8 protein-coding genes are annotated in these 23,921 nt (G+C 64.7%); 4 read left to right on the top strand and 4 right to left on the bottom strand.

All coding sequences use genetic code 11. From position 1 onward, the window contains the following. Window positions 1–269: 269 nt before the first annotated feature. From AU072_RS02385 to AU072_RS02370, 4 genes are all read right to left on the bottom strand, one after another. Window positions 270–1,043 carry an ABC transporter permease gene (locus tag AU072_RS02385; protein WP_328586832.1) on the bottom strand — a complete coding sequence of 258 codons (774 nt, stop codon included), beginning with the start codon at window positions 1,041–1,043 and terminating at the stop codon, window positions 270–272. Window positions 1,044–1,057: 14 nt separating this feature from the next. Next, a complete protein-coding gene (locus AU072_RS02380; protein ID WP_064412228.1) occupies window positions 1,058–1,801 on the bottom strand; it encodes an ABC transporter permease in 744 nt (247 codons plus the stop codon). Continuing rightward, on the bottom strand, window positions 1,801–2,745 hold the full coding sequence (locus tag AU072_RS02375; RefSeq protein ID WP_064412227.1) for a daunorubicin/doxorubicin resistance ABC transporter ATP-binding protein DrrA: 945 nt from the start codon (window positions 2,743–2,745) through the stop codon (window positions 1,801–1,803). Before AU072_RS02375 ends, AU072_RS02380 begins: the two co-directional genes overlap by 1 nt. Before the next feature lie 377 nt (window positions 2,746–3,122). After that, complete coding sequence (locus AU072_RS02370; protein WP_064412226.1) at window positions 3,123–3,920, bottom strand: GAP family protein; 798 nt, start codon at window positions 3,918–3,920, stop codon at window positions 3,123–3,125. Window positions 3,921–4,225: 305 nt separating this feature from the next. Here AU072_RS02370 and AU072_RS02365 point away from each other — a divergent pair, with 305 nt between their 5' ends. From AU072_RS02365 to AU072_RS02350, 4 genes are all read left to right on the top strand, one after another. Beyond that, the gene (locus AU072_RS02365) at window positions 4,226–4,471 is read left to right on the top strand and encodes a hypothetical protein (RefSeq protein ID WP_064412225.1); all 246 of its coding nucleotides are present in this window, start codon (window positions 4,226–4,228) and stop codon (window positions 4,469–4,471) included. Between the two features lie 1,145 nt (window positions 4,472–5,616). Further along, window positions 5,617–5,850, top strand: a complete 234-nt coding sequence (locus AU072_RS02360; RefSeq protein WP_064412224.1) for an MbtH family protein — start codon at window positions 5,617–5,619, stop codon at window positions 5,848–5,850. A 25-nt stretch (window positions 5,851–5,875) separates the two neighbouring features. After that, complete coding sequence (locus AU072_RS02355; RefSeq protein WP_064412223.1) at window positions 5,876–16,135, top strand: non-ribosomal peptide synthetase; 10,260 nt, start codon at window positions 5,876–5,878, stop codon at window positions 16,133–16,135. Further along, complete coding sequence (locus tag AU072_RS02350) at window positions 16,132–23,784, top strand: non-ribosomal peptide synthetase (RefSeq protein ID WP_064412222.1); 7,653 nt, start codon at window positions 16,132–16,134, stop codon at window positions 23,782–23,784. The genes AU072_RS02355 and AU072_RS02350 overlap by 4 nt, the downstream gene beginning before the upstream one ends. Window positions 23,785–23,921 lie beyond the last annotated feature (137 nt).

Genomic DNA, 23,921 nt, shown 5'->3' with positions numbered 1-23,921 from the left:
TGTTCGTCCCAATGTTTCGAGGGATCCTCGCCAAGAAGTCTTCCAAAATCGGGGCGGCAGACGGCTCGACGTCGCCTCGGCTTTCGTGCAGGCCAGGTCAAACCCTACAGGAATTTCCGTTCCCCGAGTTCTGCATCAGATCGGCTTGGCCTGGCGGCTGTATTTCGTTAACTGACTTCTGCCCGTCGGACATCAACCACACGGCGCTCAGGCCGTTGAAAGGGAGAAGGCGGTCTCCGCGGTTCTGGGAACATGCCCTGCCACGCAACTCACCCATGGGATTCGGCGGCGCGCCCATAGGAACGCACGGCTAAGGGCAGGAACACGATAAGGAGAGAAATCGCCCAGATGAATGTCATTGCAAGCGGCCATGCGAGTGGACCGCCATAGGCCAGCCCTCGCATGGCCTCGATCGGGGGCGACATCGGCTGGAATCGAACAAAGGGCTGCATCCAATCGGGGAACAACCCGATCGGGGTGATACCGGGATTGATGAATGCCATCGCCACCACCCCGCCGACTAGCCACGTGGTGTAGGCGCGCCCGCGGCTGCTAAGCACTAAGGCTGCCACAAGAGCAGTGAACCCGATCGCGACGACCGAAGGAATCAGGAGGTAAAGGACCGCAGCCGCCCATCCATGAGCGAAGCGCAAACCGAGGACCATCCCGAGCGCGGCAATGAGGATCGATCCGATGAGGGCCCGGGTAGCCTCCGCGATGAGCCGTCCTGTGATGGCGCAAGCCCGATGAACTGGTAGAAGCCACATCTTTGTGAGGAGTCCCGACTCGCGATCCATTGTGAGGCTGACTGCGTTACCCAGGGTCCCGAAAAGCGCCGATAGCACCAAACACGTCGGAACGAGACCGTAAACGCTGTGGGCTCCGGTAATTGCTCTAACTCGGTCGCCTAACACCAACACATAGAGAAGCAGCAGGGCGACGGGGAGCAGTAGCGAACCCATGAGAACCGCGCGGTCTCGGCGCCACCGGGTAAGGAGCCGACCCGCTTCGATCAAGCCCTCCCTAAGCAGGGAGCTTGACATATTTTGGTGTGACATCAAGTTTCGCGCCTTTGCATGCGCACCGTGATCGCGCCGAAGACCAACACCATGCCGACACACCACGCCAGACAGGGCGCCAGGTTGCCCATCGTCACATGTCCGCTGCCCAGCCCACGCAGCGATTCGGCCACCTGTGAGACCGGCTGGTTACGCACGAACGGCCGCAACCATTCCGGGAAAGTTTCTTCGGGCGCGATCCCGGTCGACAACATGAACAGCAGCAGCTGGGGGACAAATAATATGTAGCTGGCTCCTTGGAGGCTGTTCATGCTCGAGCCCAGCGCGTCTGCACCGAGGGCCACGGCCAGGCATAGCAGCAACGCGACGAACATGAAGGCGATCGCATAGCCCGGCCCGCCGGTCATCCGGAATCCGAATGCATAACCGGCCGCTATCGCTACCCACAGGGCCAAGAGACCCCGAACCAGCGTCGCCCCCATACGAGCTGTTACGGGAGTTATCGCGGCGATCGGGAGCGTTCGTAAACGCGTGCCGAACAAACTGACATTGTCTCGAACCGCGCGGTCCGCGGTGATCAGTCCCACGAAGATCATCGCCTGGACGACCACGGCCGGCACCAGGTACTGGGAATAGCTGACAGGTCCGGTGTCTACCAAGCCCCGTAGGGCCACGCTGAAACCTGCTAGATATGCGATCGGTGCCAGAATCTCGAAGATCATCTCGCCGTCGCGTGCGCCGGCTCTCAGCGAACGTTCGGTGAGAGCAACTAATCCCCTCATTACCGCGTAAGACTGCGGTTCGTGAGGTGCAGAAAAGCCTCGTCTAGGGAAGGCTTGCGCAGCGAAATGTCGGTGAGTTCAACGCCCAGCGCCTCGATCCGACGGAACACATCGGCCAGTGTGGCCACTCCGTCTGGGGCGAACACTGACAACGAGTTCGCATCCTCATCGACGTCCATTCCCTCGAGACCGGCTAACGCCGCAGCGACGCGGGGCAAGTCGTCCGGGTTGGCCGGGCTTACCTGGCAGTAGCTGGCGCCGACGCGGCGCTTCAGCTCCTCGGCGGTCCCGCTGGCGATCACCTGTCCATGGTCGATGACGACGATTGAGTCGCTCAGCAGGTCGGCCTCTTCTAGGTATTGCGTCGTCAACAGCACGGTGACGCCTTGCTCAGCCAAGGAGCTCACCAGAGCCCACGCGTCGCGGCGGCTACGGGGGTCAAGCCCTGTAGTCGGCTCGTCGAGGAAAAGGACTTTCGGTAGCACCATCAGAGCGGCGGCGAAGTCAACGCGTCGCGCCATTCCGCCGGAGTAAGTCGTGATCCGCCTGTCGGCAGCCGCGACGAGGTCGAACCGTTCGATCAGCTCGTCGGCACGGGCCCGTGCTTGTTGTCGGCGTAAGCCTCGCAACCTGCCGAAGAGCACCAGATTTTCACGGCCCGTCAGCAGAGGATCCAATGCGACGAACTGGCCGCTGACTGAAATGCTGGCACGCACCGCGGCGGGCTCGCGGGTGATGTCGAAACCGGCGACAGCCGCGCTGCCCGAAGTCGGGCGAAGCAGAGTGGAAAGAATATTGATCGTCGTTGTCTTGCCGGCGCCATTGTGCCCCAGAACTCCGCACACGGTTCCTGCCGGAACCGAAAAGCTCACGCCAGAGAGCGCATGTACGCTTCGGCCGAAGGTCTTCGTTAGGCCGTCGACCTCTATCGCAAGCGAACTCACTGCACGAGTGTCTCATGGTAGGAAGCTCGAGTGTTGCGAGACCCCGGAAGCATGTTTGCCGCCTCCAGGCCGATCGAGCCCTCGATAAGGGTCGCGATCGAGACCGGCTGTGAAGAATCGACTCCACCGAACAGCCCGCCATCGGGGTCGCCGACGACTAGGCAGCTGGCTACATCTTGAATTGTCAACCGCCGCAACACTTGCGTCGAGTACTCGGCTACTTGCGCTGCGCATGGTAGTCGACCCGTCTACACTTGATGAGATCTCCGACGCACAGTGGGCACCTGCGACGTATCCCCATAAACTTCACGCGTAAAGCGTTACTGGGGTAGCCAGCGGCCAGGAGTTTGGGCTTGGATTGTCCTGCCAGGATGCTCTCAGATGAGCCGCAAACCGGTAGCGGCAAGCCACGAACCGACCAAAACCAGGACGGCGACCAGAATTACTCGACGGTGAGCTTGCACCCTGTCATGCAAGGAACGCAGTATCGCTTCGGTCTTCGCCGGGGCGAGCATGTAACCGACGAGGGTGATCTCGACGACCGCGAGCATGATCAGCACAAATGCGCAGGCGGCCGCGATCTGCGTGCTGATCACAGCTCCCGATGCCGCGATGATGGCGAGGGCGATCGTCGCCTGGGGTGGTAAGTAACTTAGACCCATCAAGAAGGACACCCAAGGCGCTCCACCTTTCCAGGCTTTGGAGATGGCTGAGCGGGCGCGGAGGAGGAGCCGTCTGATTGGCTGCGCGGATTCGGCCGCCGGGCCTTCCGCATCCCCCGTCTGCGTTCGCGAGATCGCGGCGCGCGGACGCGTGTCAGTGCTCGATTGCAACTTCTCCGCAGCACTTACCCGTTGCCGCAACCTTGGCCGCACCGCCAGAAGGGCGGCAACCAGTAACAGAAGCACACCGATCCCGACCTGAACCGGCTGGATGGTTGACGTGCCGGTCATCGCCGAGCTGATCAACTCCTGCACGAAACCTCTGAGCGCCGGCGTGTAGTAGAGCACGATCAGCGGTGTCAGGAGGACAATCCCGTTGATTACCAAGCAGCCAAGCCAGTAAGCGAAGAGGTTCTGGACCGGACGCGGCCGTGAGATCACGAGCAGTATGGCAACCAGCCGGAGCGGATCGGGAACAGTCACCAGCGCAAGCCCCAGCAACGCGCTCCACATTGCCGCCAGACTACCGGCTCAACTGGCTACCGCTGGCTGAGCCGCGATGCCTGAGTGGGTGATTCGAAGTACAGTCGTCGCGGCCAACCGCATTGGACCCCGTCGCGTGCCGGCAGTGCCGTGAAACGCAGCACCAAGATATCGCGGCAGCAGCGTCGGGCCGGGACAATGGCTCTCCGGAGCCGATCCGACTGCTAAGAATGCCAAAGGCATTGAGGTTGAGTGTGATCGGTGCAGCAGACCTCGGTGCCGATGCGATTTTCTCGATTCCTTATCTTCAGCGCCGCGAGGTATAGAGTCGAGGGATGAATCTGCTCGAGTCACTCAAACGTGGTTTGGAGTGGGTTGCGACGCCGAGGTACCTACCAGGTCGACTGGAGATGCAGACCCAGCGCGGCAAACGTCTGGAGATGGAGGTCGTCTCCTTCAAATTTCGGGTTCCATTTCCCGGTGGCGCCATGATCAGCATTCCCGTCTTCATCATGGTCATGCCGGTTGGGTCTTCGCCTATCGAGGGCTTGCAGGTTCGCTCCGAAGACCGCAAGGATTAATACCCTTTGGCCTACTTGGCGCCAGTGTGAAGGATTCGTCAAGACTTTAAAGAATAAATTTTGGCATCGATATTGCCTACTGTTATCACGATTTGGGACGCGCGGTGGTGTCCTCAGTGGTTGGCCCCGAAAGCCCACTTCGGCTGTTTACCTTGTCACGGGTTCGCGACTAAGCGGGAGGCGGGCCGAAGAGTTTGCGGTAACCGGCATACGACGTCGCAAGCGCGCTATGAGCCGCCGCCGAATGTCGGCACACGACCGCAATGAAAGGGACACTGTTCGAGTCGTTATCCCTCGACCGGGCTCCTTAGGCCCCACCGTCCTCGCGCAACGTCGTCGGTCGCCGGAGCCCTCCAAGACGCTCGCCCCGGACCCGTGGTAACTACATGGCCGACCCGATATGATTCGCCGTTCGCTCGGTGCGCCGACAGACCGCCACCGCTACTTGCAGCGCCGCTACGGCGGGACCCCGCGGCGGGCGGTCCGGGGCGAAGCGTAAATCAAGATCATCGCAGGTACTTGCTCTCGCGAAGATCGACTGGCGCTGCGCGAACGGCATTGGCAATCACGATCGGCGCCTCAGGGCGGAGCTTTGCAGTAGTTCGGCGATCGGTTGCTAAGCAGCTACAAGGAGCCGCGATTCCGAGCGACTCGCCGGGTCGGTGGAGGCAGTTTACGTGAGATCGCTGGTACTGCGAACCTGGCAAACACGCACCCGCCCACTCGGTGCGCCGATAACCACGGCAAATTGCAGGTCGTGGCCACTTCTAGCGATAATTCACACGTCGAACCTTTGGTCGGGCTCGAGGACCGATCCGGTTTTGCAAGCGCGTTTGCTGGAGTCGCTGCGCGAGCGCGCAGATTTTGGCGGCATTGTGAGCCTTATACTTAGCGAGGTCACAGAATTCTCATAAGCAGGATTTGTCCGCAACCCCGAGGTGGGTGCTGAAGGTAGCCGTTGAGCTGCGCATATCCCTAGCGGTATTGACGCCGCAGTTAATTTTAGAGATTAGCTACCTAAAGTTTGCTGTAATCGCATCGACAGGGAACCGTAAGGTAACAATTTGCCGACCTCTACAGCCTGCGGTAACTTTGCGATAGGCTCGCCAATGGTTTGCGGTGTCTGACGACTAACCTGGAGAGACGTGAGCATCAATCCGTTCGATGACGACAAGGGTACCTTCTTCGTTCTGGTCAATGACGAGGAGCAACACAGCCTTTGGCCTAGCTTTGCCGAAGTGCCGGCCGGGTGGCGGGTGGTGTATGGCGAAGCTGACCGCGCCGCATGCCTCGAGTACGTAGAAGAGCATTGGCCCGACATCAGGCCGAAGAGCCTGCGCGAGAGGTTGGCGCAGGGCGGCGGGACCCTCGACGGCTGAACGGCTTGGCGGGGAAAGTCGACTAATGGGACATGACGACGGGGCACTACCGCTGTCGCGAGGCCAGCTGGACGTCTGGCTCTCGCAGGAAAGTGGTCTCGCCGGCACCGAGTGGCAGCTCGGGCTTCTCGTCAGGGTCGACGGTCCGATCCAGCCGGACCTTCTCCACCACGCCATGCGGCAGGCGCTGCAGGAAGCCGAACCGGCCCGGGCGACGTTTTTCGAACAAGACGGCCAGATCGTCCAGCGCCCGATGGACTACTCGGATCTCGAGTTGCCCTTCTATGACGTCAGGGATGCGCCCGATCCTGCGGCCAAAGTCCGGGAGATAGCGTCATCAATTCAGCACACTCCAATGCCGCTTACCGGCCGCATGGTCACTTTTGCGTTATTTCAAACTCAGACCGACCAATATTATGCGTACGGGTTAGGCCATCACGTTTCCGTTGATGGGATGGGAATGGCACTGGTGTGCCGCCGCATTTCAACCATCTATACGGCGTTGGCCAAGGGTGAGCCCATCCCGCCCGCCTACTTCGGCTCGATCCAGGACCTCGTCGATTGCGAGGCCGCGTACGAGGCGTCCGATGACTACGCCGAAGACAGGGCGTACTGGAGCGAGAACCTTCCGCCGGAGAGTGGGTTGGATCCGCGGGGGTCCAAGGAGTCGGCGGAGCGTGATGCATACACACCCTCCACGTCCGTTGACATAGACCAGGCAACCGTCGGCAGTATCAAACAGCTCTCGAAGGCGTTGCGGATTCGCCGCTACGCGGTGACAACCGCGGCGTGCGCGTTGTTGGCTCGGTCTTGGTCGGCCAGCGGTTCCGAAGTGGCCCTTGATTTTCCGGTGAGCCGGCGTGTCACCGAGGACTCCAAGACCATTCCCGGCATGCTGGCCGGCGTTGTGCCGTTGGTACTGAGCGCGCCGCCGGAGTTGTCGGCCGGCGAGTTCTGCAAGCACGTCGATGTGCGCATTCGAGAGTTGTTGAAGCATCAGCGGTTCCCGGTGCACACCCTGGAAGGTGCAGGCGGCCTTAGGCATACCGCAAATCGGGTAGCGATCAGCTTCCTTCCGCAGCGGCTCACCCTGGACCTTGGCGGCGTTCCCGCAACGGCGTCTTACACCAACCATGGTCCGGTCGGTCATTACGGCTTCTTCTTCTCCGGCGTGAGCGACCAGATGTCGCTGAGCACTGCGGGTTTAGGGCAACCGTTCGCGAATTTCAACGCCGCCGAGTTGGCCGAGCGCCTGCAGCGGATCATCACGGCGATGGCCGACGACCCGGATCGGCCACTGTCGTCGATTGACGAACTCGGCTCCGACGAACACGCCAAGCTGGTTGAGATCGGGAAGCGTCAGGTGCTAACCGATCCCGCACCGACCCGGCTCTCGATTCCGGCCTTGTTCGCCGCTCAGGTGGAGCGCGCCCCGGAAGAGCCAGCGTTGGCCTTCGGCGATCGATCATGGACATATCGCGAGCTGGACGAGGCCGCGACTGGACTGGCGAGATCGCTTGCAGCCCAGGGGGCGCGCCCGGGTCAGTGCCTGGCGCTGCTCGCCGACCGTTCCGATCGGGCTGTGATTGCGATTCTGGCCGCGCTCAAGACCGGAGCGGCGTATCTCCCGATCGATCCGTCGGTGCCGGCGGCACGGCTGGAGTTCATCCTCAAGGATGCAGCGCCTATGGCTCTGCTCACTACGGCGGGCCTGCGTTCGAGGCTGGACGGTCTCGACATTCCGGTCATCGACATTGAAGCCGCGCCTTCGGAGGTCTCCTCGGCGGAATTGTCCGCGCCGTCCCCGGACGATTTGGCCTACATCATCTACACCTCGGGGACCACCGGGACCCCGAAGGGAGTGGCGGTTACCCACGGCAGTGTCACCCGGCTGCTGGGCTCGCTGGATCCCGGCTGGCCAATCCCGGGCGTCTGGGCTCAGTGTCACTCGTTGGCCTTTGACGCTTCGGTCTGGGAAGTGTGGAATCCGCTTCTTCGCGGCGGTCGTGTAGTGGTCGTGCCGGAGCACGTGACCAGCTCACCGGAGGACTTCCACGAACTACTTGTTCGCGAAGGGGTCACCGTACTGACCCAGACGCCATCGGCGGCGGCGATGTTGTCACCCGCGGGACTCGAGGAAACCGCACTGGTGGTGATCGGCGAGGCCTGCCCCGCATCGCTGGTGGAACGGTGGGCGACCGAAAACCGGGTGATGCTCAACGGGTACGGCCCGACCGAAACCACGATGTGCGTGGCGATCAGTGCACCGCTGGCTGTGGGCGATGGTGTGGTGCCGATCGGCCGACCGGTGCCGGGAACGGCGCTTCTCGTGCTCGACACTTGGCTGCGCCCAGTGCCGGCCGGGGTGGTCGGCGAGTTGTATGTAGCCGGAGATGGAGTGGCGCCTGGCTACGTCGGTCGCCCCGATCTGACCGCATCACGATTCGTCGCCTGCCCGTTCGGCGGGTCGGGTGCGCGGATGTATCGCACCGGCGACTTGGTGTGCTGGGGCGAGGACGGTCAGCTGCAGTATCTCGGCCGCGCCGACGAGCAGGTCAAGATCCGCGGCTATCGCATCGAACTCGGGGAGATCCAAGCAGCACTGGGCCGCTTGGACGGCGTCAACCAGGCGGTGGTGATCGCGCGTGAAGACCGCCCTGGCGACAAGCGGCTGGTCGGTTACATCACCGGAACCGCCGATCCGGCCGACCTGCGCGCCCAGCTGGCGGACCGGCTGCCGCCCTACATGGTGCCGGTCGCGATCGTCGTCCTCGAGTCATTGCCTCTGACATCGAGCAACAAGGTGGACGTCCGCGCTCTACCTGCGCCCGAATTCACCGGCGGCAGAGCCGATTACCGCGCCCCGGGCACCGCGGTCGAGGAGATCTTGGCCGGGATCTATGCCGAGGTGCTCGGCGTGGAGCGGGTGGGGGTCGACGATTCGTTCTTCGACCTCGGTGGCGACAGCATCTTGTCGATGCAGGTGGTGGGACGGGCCCGGGCGGCGGGGCTTTTCTGCCGGCCGCGCGACATCTTCGTCGAGCAGACCGTGGCACGGCTGGCGGCAGTGACCAAGGTGGTCGGCGGTGAGGCCGCGGTCGTCGATGAGGGCATCGGCCCGGTGGTCGCTACGCCGATCATGCACTGGCTGCACGAGATGTCCGGTGCCACCGACGAGTTCAACCAGACACTGGTGGTGCAGGCCCCGGAGGAGGTGACCGAGGGCGACGTCGAGGCGGTGCTGCAGGCGCTGCTGGATCGGCATGCAACATTGCGGTTGCGCGCCGAGGACGGTGTCGACGGTTGGTCGCTGATGGTCCCCGAACCCGGCGCGGTCAACGCAAGCGATTGTGTGCAGGCCGTCGACGCACTGACCGACGAGGCGTTGGTGGCGGCGCGATCGCGGTTGAATCCACGCACCGGTGCGATGGTGAGCGCGGTGTGGGCGCCAAGCGCCCGACAGCTGGCGTTGGTGATCCACCACCTGGCGGTCGATGGGGTGTCGTGGCGCATCCTGCTCGAAGACCTCAACATCGCCTGGGCGCAGCACCATAGCGGTCAACCGATCGAATTGCCCACCGGAGGAACGTCGTTCGCCCGGTGGTCGTCGCTACTGGCTGAGCACGCCGGCTCCGTCGACGTCGTTGGGCACGCCGAGACGTGGCGGCAGGTGGCGTCGACCCCGGCCGCGCTGCCTGCGGTGCAGCCCGAGACCGACACCTTCGCCAACGCCGGGCGCCTGACCGCCTCGCTGGACGCGGCGACCACCCGCCAGCTGCTCGGAGAGGTGCCCGCGGCGTTTCACGCTGGCGTGCAAGACATTCTGTTGATCGCTTTTGGATTGGCCTGGGCCGAATTTCTGGGCTCCACCGGCGCGCCGATCGGCATCGACGTGGAGGGTCACGGCCGTCACGAAGAGTTGGCCGCCGACGTCGACCTGTCCCGCACGGTCGGCTGGTTCACCACCAAGTACCCTGTCGCGCTGAACGTGGGCGGGGTGACCTGGGCTCAGGTGAGTGCCGGTGATGCCGCACTGGGCACGGTGATCAAGAACATCAAAGAACAACTGCGCGCTCTTCCCGAGGGTCTGACTTACGGTCTGCTGCGCTACCTGAATTCTGACGTCGACCTTTCCGGTCCGGACCCCGCAATCGGGTTCAACTATCTGGGGCGCCTGGGCGCTGGTGCGGGCGAGCTCTCCGACGACTTCTGGCGAATCAGTTCCGACAGTTTGGCACTGACCGATATCGCGGCGGCGGTGTCAATGCCGTTGGCACACACCGTCGAACTCAATGCCGGCACCGCCGACACCGAGGACGGCCCGCAACTGCAGGCGGCGTGGACTTGGGCACCGACAGCGCTGGACCAGGACAAGGCCGAGCGGCTCAACCAGTTGTGGTTCGAGGCCCTGGCCGGCATCTGCGCCCACGTGCAGAACGGCGGCGGTGGTCTCACTCCGTCCGACCTCGCCCCGGCCCGGCTCACCCAACAGCAGATCGACGATCTGACGCGTCGGCACCATCCCGCCGACGTGCTACCCCTGACTCCGCTGCAACGGGGGCTGCTGTTCCAGTCCAGCTTCATCGAGGACTCCGACGACGACGTCTACGCGGTGCAGCTCGGGATCACCCTGACCGGTTCGCTTGACCCGAACCGCCTGCGCGACGCCGTGCAGACCGTCGTCGCCCGCCATCCCAACCTGGCCGCACGGTTCAGCGAAGACTTCGGCGAACCGGTGCAGATCATCCCGGCCGATCCCGTAATCGCCTGGCAGTATCTCGAATTGAGCGACGGCGACACCTCCGAGGAACGAGTCGATCAGATGTGCGCCGACGAGCGCGCCGCCGTCTGCAAGTTCGCGGACCAACCCCTGTTCCGAGGCGCACTGATTCGCCTGCCGGGGAATCGACATCGACTGGTGATCACGATCCATCACATCGTGATCGACGGCTGGTCGCTCCCGATCCTGTTGCAGGAGATCTTCGCGAGCTACTACGGGCAACGGCTTCCCGCCGCTCCGCCGTTCCGCAACTTCGTCAGCTGGCTGACGAACCAGGATGACGACGCGGCACGCGCGGCCTGGCGCGAGGTGCTGGCCGGCTTCGAAGAACCCACCTTGGTCGCACCACCGGCTCAGGCCGGGCCGCGGGCCGTCGCGTCACACCGGATGCCTGCGGACCTCACCGCGTCGCTCGGCGAGTTGGCACGTGCCCAACAGACCACGGTCAACACCGTCCTGCAGGCCGCATGGGCACAACTGCTCATGGCGATGACCGGTCATCACGACGTCACTTTCGGCACCGCGGTGTCCGGGCGGCCGGTCGACCTTCCCGGCGCCGACTCGATGGTCGGCTTGCTGATCAACACGCTGCCGGTGCGCGCGAACATGACGTCTGCGACCACCGTCGCCGACCTGCTCGACCAGCTGCAGCGCGACCACAACAACACCCTCGATTACGAACATCTCGCGCTCGCCGAGATCCACCGCATCGTCGGGCACGATCGTCTGTTCGACACCCTGTTCGTCTACGAGAACTATCCGATCGACATCGGCGCGCTGATGAGCGTGCAAGACCTTGCCGTCACCGACTTCAACAGCCGCGAGTACAACCACTATCCGCTCTCGATGGTGGTGACGCCCGGCAACGAACTCAGTCTGCGCGTCGAGTTCGACACCGACATCTTCGACGAGTCCGAAATCGAAGTGCTCGTTGACCGATTGCGGCACGTGCTGACGGCCATGGTCGCTGATCCGGCCGGGCGGTTGTCTTCGATCGAGCTGCTCGGATCCGGTGAACGCGAACAACTCGACGGCTGGGGAAACAGGGCGGTACTGACCCGGCCCGCGACCACGCCGGTGTCGATCATGGCCATGTTCGACGCCCAGGTGAGCCGCGACCCCGAGGCTGTGGCGGTGACGTTCGAGGGTCGGTCGACGACCTACGGCGAGCTCGAGGAGGCGGCCAACCGGTTGGCATCACTGCTGTCCAGCCGTGGCGCGGGCCCGGGACAGCGTGTGGCACTTCTGTTTCCGCGTTCCACCGAGGCGATCGCGGCTATCCTGGCGGTGCTCAAGACCGGCGCGGCCTACCTCCCGATCGACCCCGCGCATCCCGACGCCCGAATCGAGTTCATGATCGGCGACGCCGCGCCCGTCGCCGCGGTCACGACGGCCGATCTGCGTGGGCGGCTGGAGTCCTACGGCGTCCCGATCATCGACGTCAACGACCAGGCACCCGACGCTGATCCCGCGCCTGCGCTGACGGCGCCCGCGCCCGACGACATCGCCTACATCATCTACACCTCCGGGACCACCGGTAAGCCCAAAGGTGTTGCCGTCACGCACCGCAACGTCACCCAGCTGCTGGAGTCGCTCGATGTGGAACTGTCCCTCGGGCAGGTCTGGACGCAGTGCCATTCCCTGGCGTTCGACTATTCGGTCTGGGAGATCTGGGGCGCGCTGCTCTACGGCGGCCGCCTGCTGATCGTGCCGGACTCGGTCGTCCGTTCGCCCGAAGAGCTCCACGCCCTGCTCGTCACCGAACAGGTCAGTGTCCTGAGCCAGACTCCGTCGGCGTTCTACGCGTTGCAGACCGCCGATGCTCTGCAGCCCGAGCTGGGTCAGCAGCTCAAGCTTCAGACCGTCGTGTTCGGCGGTGAAGCGCTTGAGCCACAACGACTCTCGTCATGGCTGCACAGCCATCCGGGCCTGCCGCGCATGATCAACATGTACGGCATCACCGAGACCACCGTGCACGCGTCCTTCCGCGAAATCGGCGCCGGCGACGTCGACACCACCACCAGCCCCATCGGTGTGCCCCTCGAACACCTGGCGTTCTTCGTGCTCGACGAGTGGATGCGACAGGTGCCGGTGGGTGTGACCGGCGAACTGTATGTGGCCGGCGCGGGGCTGGCTTCGGGCTACCTCGGCCGGGCGGGGCTGACGTCGACGCGGTTCGTCGCCTGCCCGTTCGGAGGCCCCGGCTCACGGATGTACCGCACCGGCGACCTGGTCCGCTGGGGTGCCGACGGTCAGCTGCGGTACGAGGGTCGCGCCGACAAGCAGGTCAAGATCCGCGGCTACCGCATCGAACTGGGCGAAATCCAGGCGGCGATGGCGGGACTCGACGGTGTGAACGAAGCGGCGGTGATCGCCCGTGAGGATCGCCCGGGCGACAAGCGGCTGGTCGGCTATGTCACCGGACATGTGGACCCCACCGCGGTGCGCGCGAAGCTCGGTGAACGGCTGCCGACATACATGGTGCCGACCGCGGTCGTCGTACTCGACGCCTTGCCGCTGACCGTCAACGGCAAGCTCGACACTCGCGCGCTTCCGGCGCCGGAATTCCAGGACGCCGACCAGTACCGCGCCCCGAGCACGGCGGTCGAGGAGATTCTCGCCGGCATCTTCGCCCAGGTTCTCGGTGTGGAGCGCGTCGGTGTCGACGACTCGTTCTTCGATCTCGGTGGTGACAGCATCCTGTCGATGCAGGTGGTCGCCCGCGCGCGGGCGGCCGGGCTGGTGTGCCGTCCGCGCGACATCTTCGTCGAGCAGACCGTTGCCCGGCTCGCGCAGGTGGCCACCTTCTCCGACGCCGAAGGCGCAGTCGACGAGGGCATCGGGCCGGTGGTCGTCACACCGATCATGCAGTGGCTCAACGGTGTTGACGGCCCGATCGACGAGTTCAATCAGACGGTCGTGCTGCAGGCACCCGCCGGCGTGACCGAGGCGGACGTGGTGGCCGTCCTTCAGGCGCTGCTCGACCGCCATGCGATGCTGCGGTTGATCGTCGACGACGACGGCACCGGCGGTTGGTCTTTGAGCGTCCCCGAGGTGGGCGCCCTCGACGCGCGCAGCTGCCTGCAATCGGTGGACGCATTGTCCGATGACGTGCTGCTGGAGGCGCGGTCACGGTTGAATCTGGCCGCCGGCACCATGCTCAGCGCGCTATGGGTGGCCGACGCACACCAGCTGGTGTTGATCGTGCACCACCTGGCAGTCGATGCCGTGTCGTGGCGAATCCTGTTGGAAGACATCAACATCGCCTGGGCTCAGCATCACGGAGGCCAGGATGTGGAGCTGCCGACGGGCGGCACCTCGTTCGCCCGCTGGTCTTCGATACTGAACGAGCATGCTCACCTGCCGGCCGTAGTGAACCTGGCCGAGGCATGGCGACAGGTGGCTGCCATCCCGGCCGCGCTGCCGGCCGTACAACCGGATGTCGACACCTACGCCAACGCGGGGCAGCTGTCGCTGGAGCTGGATTCCGACACGACCCGACTCCTGCTCGGCGAGGTACCCGCGGCGTTCCACGCCGGAGTGCAAGACATCCTGCTGATCGCTTTCGGCATGGCGTGGGCCGAGTTCCTGGACGCCAACGAGGGACCGATCTCCATCGATGTCGAAGGCCACGGCCGCCAGGAGGAACTGGCCGGTGACGTAGACCTGTCGCGCACGGTGGGCTGGTTCACCACCAAATACCCGGTGGCCCTGACCGTCGGCGGGCTGTCCTGGGAGCAGGTTGCGGCCGGCGACACCGAGCTGGGCCCGGTCATCAAGGCCGCCAAGGAACAGCTGCGGGCGCTGCCGGACGGTCTGACGTACGGCCTGCTGCGCTACATGAATGCCGACGTAGACCTCGCCGGCTCCGACCCCTCGATCGGTTTCAACTACCTGGGACGGCTGGGTGCGGCCGCCGCCGAGCTCTCCGAGGATCTGTGGCGGATCGACCACGAGGGTGTGTCCATCACCGCCGCGGCGACCGCGGTGCCCACACCGCTCGGCCACACCGTCGAGCTGAACGCCGGCACGATGGACACCGAAGCCGGACCGCATCTGCAAGCGACCTGGACGTGGGCGCTCTCGGCGTTGGACGAGGAGCAGGTCAGCCGGGTCGGAAAGCTGTGGTTCGAGGCCCTGGCCGGTATCTGTGCCCACGTGCAGTCGGGCGGCGGCGGCCTGACCCCGTCCGACGTCGCGCCCGCACGCGTCACGCAGGACCAGATCGACCTGCTGCAGCGCCAGTACCAGGCGGTCGATGTGCTGCCGCTCACCCCGCTGCAACAGGGTCTGCTGTTCCATACCGGCGAAGCCGACGGCAGCGAAGACCTGTATGCGGTGCAGCTGGACGTTTCGGTGAGCGGACGGGTCGAGCCCGAGCGCCTCCGCGACGCGGTGCACACCGTCGTCAACCGCCACCCGAACCTGGTGGCCCGGTTTTACGAGGACTTCGGCGCGCCGGTCCAGGTCCTGTCAGCGGCTCCGGAGCTGGCCTGGCAGTACGTCGAACTCGACGCCGAGATCGGCGACATCGAGGAGCAGATCGACCAGTTCAGCCACGGTGAGCGCGTTGCGGTCTGCGCCCTGGCAGACCGGCCGCCATTCCGGGCCGCGCTGATCCGCACCGCCGAAGACCAGTACCGATTCGTACTCACGAACCACCACATCGTGCTCGACGGCTGGTCCAAGCCGATCCTGCTGCAGGAGATCTTCGCCAGCTACTTCGGTCACCGACTCCCGCCACCGGTGCCTTACCGTCGGTTCGTCAACTGGCTGGCCGAACAAGACCTCGATGCCGCCCAAACGGCGTGGCGAAACGTGCTCGCGGGCTTCGATACGCCCACCCTTGTGGGTCCTCCAGGACGGCTGGCATTGGGCCGTCGCGGCGTCGAGTCCTTCACGGTCTCTGCGGAGACCACGCAGGCCCTCGGTGAGCTGGCCCGCTCCTGCCGCACCACCGTCAGCACGGTGCTGCAGGCGGCGTGGGCACAGATCCTGATCTGGTTGACGGGGCAAACCGACGTCGCCTTCGGTACCGCCGTCTCGGGACGTCCGGTCGACATGCCGGGCGCCGAATCCATGGTCGGACTCCTGATCAACACCGTTCCGGTGCGGGCGAGCGTCACACCGACGACGACCATCGCCGATTTGTTGGCGCAACTGCAAGGCTCTTACACTGACACGCTGGAGCATCAGCACCTGGCGCTGACCGAGATTCATCGCGCCACTGGCCATGATCAGCTTTTCGACACCGTTTTCGTTTACGAGAACTATCCCCTCGATGCAGCGGGGTTGTCGGAAGTGCAGGAACTGGCGATTACCGGGTACACAAATCGCGAGTTCAACCATTACCCGCTGTCGGTGCAGGCCGTTCCCGGTAACGAACTGGGATTGCGCGTCGAATACGACAAGGACGTGTTCTCTAGCGCCCGCATCGGAAAGCTGGTCGACCGTTTCCAGCGTGTGTTGGTGGCTATGACTGTAGATACGAGGGGGAAGTCATGAGCGCCGATCCGAGCCGGACTTTACTGTCGTTGGACCTTTTCGACGATGACGAGCAGGACCTGCTGGCTGAGTGGGGTAACCACTCGGTGTTGAGCGAGCCGACGCACAGTCGTGTCTCGATCCCTGATTTGTTCGCCACCCAGGTCCTGCGTGCCCCCGACGCGGTGGCGTTGGTGTGCGGAGATCAGTCGTGGACTTATCGGGAGTTGGATCAGGCCTCGAACCGGTTGGCCAACGTTTTGGCCGAGCACGACGCCGGTCCGGGTCGCACCGTCGCGTTGTTGATCCCGCGCTCGGCGGAGGCCATCATCGCGATTTTGGCGGTGTTGAAGAGCGGGGCGGCGTATCTGCCGATCGATCCCGCGCACCCCGACGAGCGGATCACGTTCATGGTCGGCGATGCCGAGCCGGTCGCCGCGGTCACCACGGGTGATCTGCGTTCACGGCTGGCTGTTTCGGACCTGCCGGTCATCGACGTCGACGATCCCGCCCTGTCGAGTCAGCCCGACGTCGTCTTGGCGACGGGTCCGGCGCCCGCTGATCTGGCTTATATGACGTATACCTCGGGGACGACGGGTGTGCCGAAGGCGGTGGCGGTGACGCATGCGAATGTGGCGTCGCTGGTGGAGGTGTTGCACGCGGATTTGCCGTCGGGGCCGGGGCAGGTGTGGTCGCAGTGGCATTCGTTGGTGTTTGACGTCTCGGTGTGGGAGATCTGGGGGGCCCTGTTGCACGGGGGCCGTCTTGTGGTGGTGCCCGAGTCGGTGGCCAGTTCACCGATGGATCTGCACAACTTGTTGATCACCGAGAAGGTCAGTGTGTTGTGCCAGACGCCGTCGGCGGCCGGGATGTTGTCACCGGAGGGGTTGGAGTCCACGACGTTGATCGTGGCTGGTGAGGCCTGCCCGACGGAGTTGGTGGACCGCTGGGCGGCCGGTGATCGGGTGATGATCAACGCCTACGGGCCGACCGAGGCGACGATTTATGCGGCGATGAGCACGCCGTTGGTGGCCAATTCGGGGGTCGCGCCGATTGGTTCGCCGGTGCCGCAGGCGGCGTTGTTTGTGCTGGATCAGTGGTTGCGTCCGGCGGCTGAGGGTGTGGTTGGTGAGTTGTATGTGGCCGGTGCCGGGGTGGCCGCCGGTTATGTCAATCGTGGGGGGTTGACGGCGTCGCGGTTTGTGGCGTGCCCGTTTGGTGAGCCTGGTGGGCGGATGTATCGCACCGGGGATTTGGTGCGCTGGGGCGAGGACGGTCAACTGCAGTATCTGGGCCGCGCCGATGAGCAGGTCAAGATCCGCGGCTATCGCATCGAGTTGGGCGAGATCCAGGCCGCGCTGGCCAAACTGGACGGGGTCGATCACGCGGCGGTGATCGCGCGTGAGGACCGTCCCGGCGACAAACGGCTGGTCGGCTACATCACCGGGACCGCCGATCCGGCCGAACTGCGCGGCGCGCTGGCCCAGCGTCTACCCGCCTACATGGTGCCCACGGCCATCGTGGTGCTCGAAACGCTCCCGCTGACCGTCAACGGCAAGCTCGACAAGCGCGCCCTGCCCGCGCCGGAGTACCGCAGTACGGCCGCGGACTACCGCGCGCCCTCCACGCAGGTCGAAGAGATCCTGGCCGGGATCTACGCCGAGGTGTTGGGTGTGGATCGGGTCGGGGTTGATGATTCGTTCTTCGATCTGGGTGGGGACAGCATCCTGTCGATGCAAGTCGTCGGTCGCGCACGCGCCGCGGGTCTGGTGTGCCGACCCCGCGACATTTTCGTCGAGCAGACCGTGGCCCGGCTGGCGGCGGTGGCCAAGGTTGTGGGCGGGGAAGCCGCGGTCATCGATGAGGGCATCGGCCCGGTGGTGGCGACCCCGATCATGCGCTGGCTACAAGAGGTCGAGGGCCCGGTTGATGAGTTCAACCAGACCCTGATCGTGCAGGCACCGGCGGCGGTCACTGAGACCGACGTCGAGGTGGTGCTGCAAGCCCTGCTGGACCGGCATGCCACCTTGCGGCTCTATGTCGACGATGACGGCGCCGGCGAATGGTCCTTCACCGTTCCCAAGCCAGAAACCGTCAACGCGCGCGACTACCTGCATGTGGTCGACGCCTTGACCGATGAGGCGTTGGTGGGAGCGCGGAAGCGGCTCAACCCGGGCGCCGGCGCGATGCTCTCGGCGGTGTGGGTGGCCTCGACGAACCAGTTGGTGTTGATGTTGCATCACCTGGCCGTGGATGGGGTGTCGTGGCGCATCCTGCTCGAGGACCTCAACATCGCGTGGGTGCAGCACCACAGCGGTCAGCCGATCGAGCTGCCGGTGGGCGGCACCTCGTTCCAGCACTGGGCCAACCTGCTGGCAGAGCACGCCCAGCGCCCGGAGGTTGTCGCACACACCGAGACGTGGCGACGGGTGGAGGCTGCTCCGGCGGTGCTGCCCGCGGTGCAACCCGAGATCGACACCTATGCCACTGCCGGGCAGTTGTCGGTTCCGTTGGATGTGGACACCACCCGGCGGCTGCTGGGCGAGGTGCCTTCGGCGTTTCATGCCGGCGTCCAGGACATCCTGTTGATCGCGTTCGGTCTGGCCTGGACCGAATTCCTGGGCGCCACCGAAACGCCGATCGGTATCGATGTCGAGGGCCACGGCCGCGTCGAGGACCTGGCCGCCGATGTGGATCTGTCGCGCACGGTCGGGTGGTTCACCACCAAGTCACCGGTGGCGCTGAGCGTTGACGGCGTGTCCTGGGACCAGGTGACCTCCGGTGACGCCGCGCTGGGTGCGCTGATCAAGGATGCCAAGGAGCAGTTGCGCGCGCTGCCCGATGGGCTGACCTATGGTCTGTTGCGTTACCTGAATCCCGATGTGGAGTTGTCGGGTCGCGACCCGGTGATCGGGTTCAACTATCTGGGTCGCCTGGGTGCTGGTGCGGGTGATCTCGGCGAGGACTTGTGGCAGCTCAGTGAGGACAGTTTCGCGTTGTCGGAGGCGGTGTCGGCGGTGGCGATGCCGTTGATGCACACCGTGGAACTCAACGCCGGCACGGTGGATACCGATGAGGGCCCGCGGTTGCAGGCCGCGTGGACGTGGGCGCCCTCGGCGCTGGATCGCGACCAGGTCGAGCGGCTGAGCCGGTTGTGGTTTGAGGCGCTGGCCGGGATCAGTGCCCATGTGCGCAACGGCGGTGGCGGGTTGACGCCGTCGGACTTGGCCCCGGCGCGGTTGACCCAGCAACAGATCGACGAGTTGTGCGCCGAGCACGACATTGCTGATGTGTTGCCGCTGACCCCGCTGCAGCAGGGGTTGTTGTTTCATTCGGCGATTGCGCGCGGCACCGGTGATGACGTGTATGCGGTGCAGCTTGATATCACGGTGGCTGGGGCGTTGGATGCGCATCGGTTCCGTGATGCGGTGCAAAACGTGGTGCAGCGCCACCCGAACCTGGCCGCGCGGTTCTCCGAGGAGTTCGGTGAGCCGGTGCAGATCTTGCCGGCCAATCCGGTGATGGCGTGGCGGTATTTGGATCTGCGTTGGGATGACCGCAAGTCTGAGGCCGAGCTCGAGGCGTTGTGCGCTGCTGAGCGCGCGGCGGTGTGCGATTTGGCGGATCGGCCGACTTTCCGGGCGGCGTTGATCCGCACGGCGGGCAATCAGCACCGGTTCGTGTTGACCTTCCATCACATCGTCATCGATGGCTGGTCGATGCCGATCCTGTTGCAGGAGATTTTGGCCAGCTACTACGGACAGCGCCTGCCCGCGGCCCCGTCGTACCGCAATTTCGTGACCTGGCTGGCCGGCCAGGACCGCGCGGCGGCGCGCGCGGCGTGGCAGCAGGTGTTGGCCGGGTTTGAGACCCCGACTCTGGTGGCCCCGCCGGGGGTGCCGGGCCCGCGTGGGGTGGCGTCGTATCGGGTGCCTACGGAGTTGACCCGCGAGTTGGGGGAGTTGGCCCGCTCGTGCCATACGACGGTCAATACCGTGTTGCAGGCTGGGTGGGCGCAGTTGTTGATGGCGCTGACCGGTCAGCATGATGTGGCGTTTGGTACCGCGGTCTCAGGTCGCCCGGCGGATCTGGCTGGTGCTGAGGCGATGGTCGGGTTGATGATCAACACGGTGCCGATCCGGGCGGATATGTCGGCTTCGGCGACGGTGGCCGATCTGCTCGAGCAGTTGCAGCGCCACCACAACGACACCCTCGATCACGAGCATTTGGCGTTGACCGAGATTCATCACGCTGCTGGGCATGATGCGCTTTTCGACACGCTGTTCTTGTATGAGAGCTATCCGATCGACACCAGCGCGCTCTCGGGGTTGCAGGAGTTGGCGGTCACCGAGTTCACCAACCGTGAGTACAACCATTACCCGTTGTCGGTGATGGCCCTGCCCGGACACGAACTGGGTCTGCGTGTCGAATACGACACCACCGTGTTCGACACCGCCGACATCGACGCCATGATCGAGCGGTTCCAACGCATCCTGGCCACCACCACCACCGACCCCAGCCAACAACTGGCCACCATCGACACCCTCGACACCGACGAATACGAGGAACTCGACGGATGGGGGAACCGGGCGATTCTGAGCCGGCCGGTCGCCACGCCGACCTCGATCCCGGCCGCGTTCGAAGCGCAGGTGGATCGCACCCCCGCCCAGATCGCGTTGACGTTCGACGATCGCTCGATGACCTACGGCGAGCTCGACGAGGCCGCAAACCGGGTCGCGGGGCTTCTGGCCATGCACGGCGCCGGACCAGGGAAGTCCGTCGCGCTGTTCGTCCCCCGCTCCGACGACGCGATCGTGGGCATGCTGGCGGTGCTGAAGACGGGCGCGGCCTATGTGCCGATCGATCCGGCTGTACCCGACGCGCGGCTGGAGTTCATGCTGGGCGATGCGGAGCCCGTCGCGGCCATCGCCTCGCCGGACCTGCGCTCTCGCTTGGACGGCTTCGACATCGCGATCGTCGAGGTCGATGATCCCGCGATCGATCTGTACCCCCGCACCACGTTGTTGCCGCCGGCTCCTGATGATGTGGCGTACCTGATCTATACGTCGGGGACGACGGGTGTGCCTAAGGGTGTGGCGGTGACGCACCGCAATGTGACTCAGGTGTTGGAGTCGTTGCATGCCGATATGCCGGCGGGGCCGGGTCAGGTGTGGTCGCAGTGGCATTCGTTGGTGTTCGACGTGTCGGTGTGGGAGATCTGGGGCGCGTTGTTGCATGGCAGTCGGTTGGTGGTGGTGCCCGAGGCGGTGGCCGCTTCGCCAGATGATCTGCATGAGTTGTTGGTCGGCGAGGGTGTGACCGTCTTGTATCAGACCCCGTCGGCGGTGGGCATGTTGTCGCCGGAGGGGTTGGAGAATACGACGCTGGTGGTCGCCGGTGAGGCCTGCCCCACGGAGGTGGTGAATCGGTGGGCGCCGGGGCGGGTGATGCTCAACGCCTATGGTCCGACCGAGTCGACGATTTACGCCGCTATCAGCGCTCCGCTCACCCCTGGTGCTGCGGTGGTGCCGATCGGTTCGCCGGTGCCCAGCGGAGCGACGTTCGTGCTTGATGAGTGGTTGCGCCCGGTGCCCGCTGGTGTGGTGGGTGAGTTGTATCTGGCCGGGCGTGGCGTGGCCGTGGGGTATGTGAATCGTGCGGAGTTGACGGCGTTGCGGTTCGTGGCGTGCCCGTTCGGCGAGGCTGGGGCGCGGATGTATCGCACCGGGGATCTGGTGCGCTGGAACGCAGAGGGGCAGTTGGAGTATTTGGGCCGCTCCGATGATCAGGTCAAGATCCGCGGGTACCGCATCGAGCTCGGTGAGATCCAGGCCGCGCTGGCTTCCCTGGAGGGGGTGGATCAGGCGGCGGTGATCGCGCGTGAGGACCGCCCCGGCGATAAGCGTCTGGTCGGCTACATCACCGGTGCCGGTGATCCGGGCGAGCTGCGGGCGGCACTGGCGCAGCGTCTGCCGGGGTACATGGTGCCCGCGGCGATTGTGGCGTTGGACGGGTTGCCGTTGACGGTCAACGGCAAGCTCGATCGGCGCGCGTTGCCGGCTCCGGAGTACCGCAACGCCACCGAGTATCGGGCCCCCTCAAGCGCGGTCGAGGAGATCATCGCCGGCATCTACGCCCAGGTGCTGGGTGCGGAGCGCGTCGGTGTCGATGATGCGTTCTTCGATCTGGGCGGGGACTCGATTTCGGCGATGCGGGTGATCGCGGCGATCAACACCGCCTTGGATGCCAACCTTTCGGTGCACGCGTTGTTCGAAGCACCCACGGTGGCCGGGTTGGCTCACCGCGTAGAGGGGTCGGCCGACGACGCTACCGCCGAGCTCTTCGACCGGGTGCACGGGCGCGGTACCAGCCAGATCCATGCCCGCGATCTGAGGTTGGACAAGTTCATCGACGAGGCCACTTTGGCCGGGGCGCCCGCACTGCCGGGCCCGGCTGCTGAGGTGCGCACGGTGTTGCTGACCGGGGCCACCGGCTTCCTCGGGCGTTATCTGGTGTTGCAGCTGCTCGAACAGATGGAACAGGTCGACGGCAAACTGATCTGCCTGGTGCGCGCCAAAACCGACGAGGACGCCCGACAGCGACTGGACAACACCTTCGACAGTGGTGATCCGAACCTGGTGCAGTACTTCCAGGGACTGGCCGCCAATCATCTGGAGGTAGTCGCGGGAGACAAGGGTGAAGCCGACCTCGGTCTCGACCCGCAGACCTACCAGCGGTTGACGGAATCGGTTGACCTGATTGTGGATTCGGCCGCGGTGGTCAACAGTGCGCTGCCCTACAACGAGTTGTTCGGCCCGAACGTGGTGGGCACCGCTGAGCTGATCCGCTTCGCGTTGACCACCAAGCTCAAGGCGTTCGCGTTTGTGTCGACTTCGGATGTGGGCCGCCAGATCGAACCCTCGGCCTTCGTCGAGGACGCCGACATCCGCCAGATCAGCGCGACCCGCGTCGTCGACTCCGGCTACGCCAACGGCTACGGCAACAGCAAATGGGCCGGTGAAGTGCTGCTACGCGAAGCCCACGACCACTGCGGACTGCCGGTCTCGGTGTTCCGCTCCGGCATGATCTTGGCCGACCCGACCTATGCGGGTCAGCTCAACGTCACCGACATCGTGACGCGCATGATCTTCAGCATCGTGGCCACCGGTGTGGCGCCGGCGTCGTTCTACCAGCGCGACGCTCAAGGCAACCGCCAACGGGCCCACTTCGACGGACTGCCGGTCGATTTCGTTGCCGAGTCGATCGCCACGCTTGGGTCGCAGACTGTCGACGGGTTCGCCACCTACCATGTGATGAACCCCCACGACGACGGCATCGGACTCGACGAATACGTCGACTGGCTCATCGACGCCGGCTATGACATCGAACGCATCGACGACTTCGACCAGTGGCTACACCGCTTCGAAACCGCACTGCGCGCACTGCCGGATAAGAAGCGTCAGCAGTCGGTGCTGCAGATGCTGTTGATGATGCGGGCGCTTGGCGCTCTGCAACCGCCCGAGCCGACGCTGAGCTCGTTCGCGCCGGCGGATCGGTTCCAGGCTGCAGTGCGGGAGGCGAAAGTCGGTCCCGACAACGACATTCCGCATGTCTCGGCACCGGTCATCGTCAAATATGTCACCGATCTACAAATGCTCGGGCTGCTGTAAGAAGGTCGAGATTCGGCTGGACATACGTACCTGCGGGCGGCTTATGACCTCTGCGCCGAGTCGATGGTTCGGAAATTACTTGCGCGTGCCCCGTGCTCGGCGTTTAGAGTCGGTCTGTGGGGGTCGTCCGCCAAGGA

The organism is Mycolicibacterium novocastrense, assembly GCF_001499835.1.
Classification (GTDB): Bacteria; Actinomycetota; Actinomycetes; order Mycobacteriales; family Mycobacteriaceae; genus Mycobacterium; species Mycobacterium novocastrense.
Note: the sequence above shows the minus strand (reverse complement) of the source record. Positions and strands in the feature narration are given on the sequence as shown.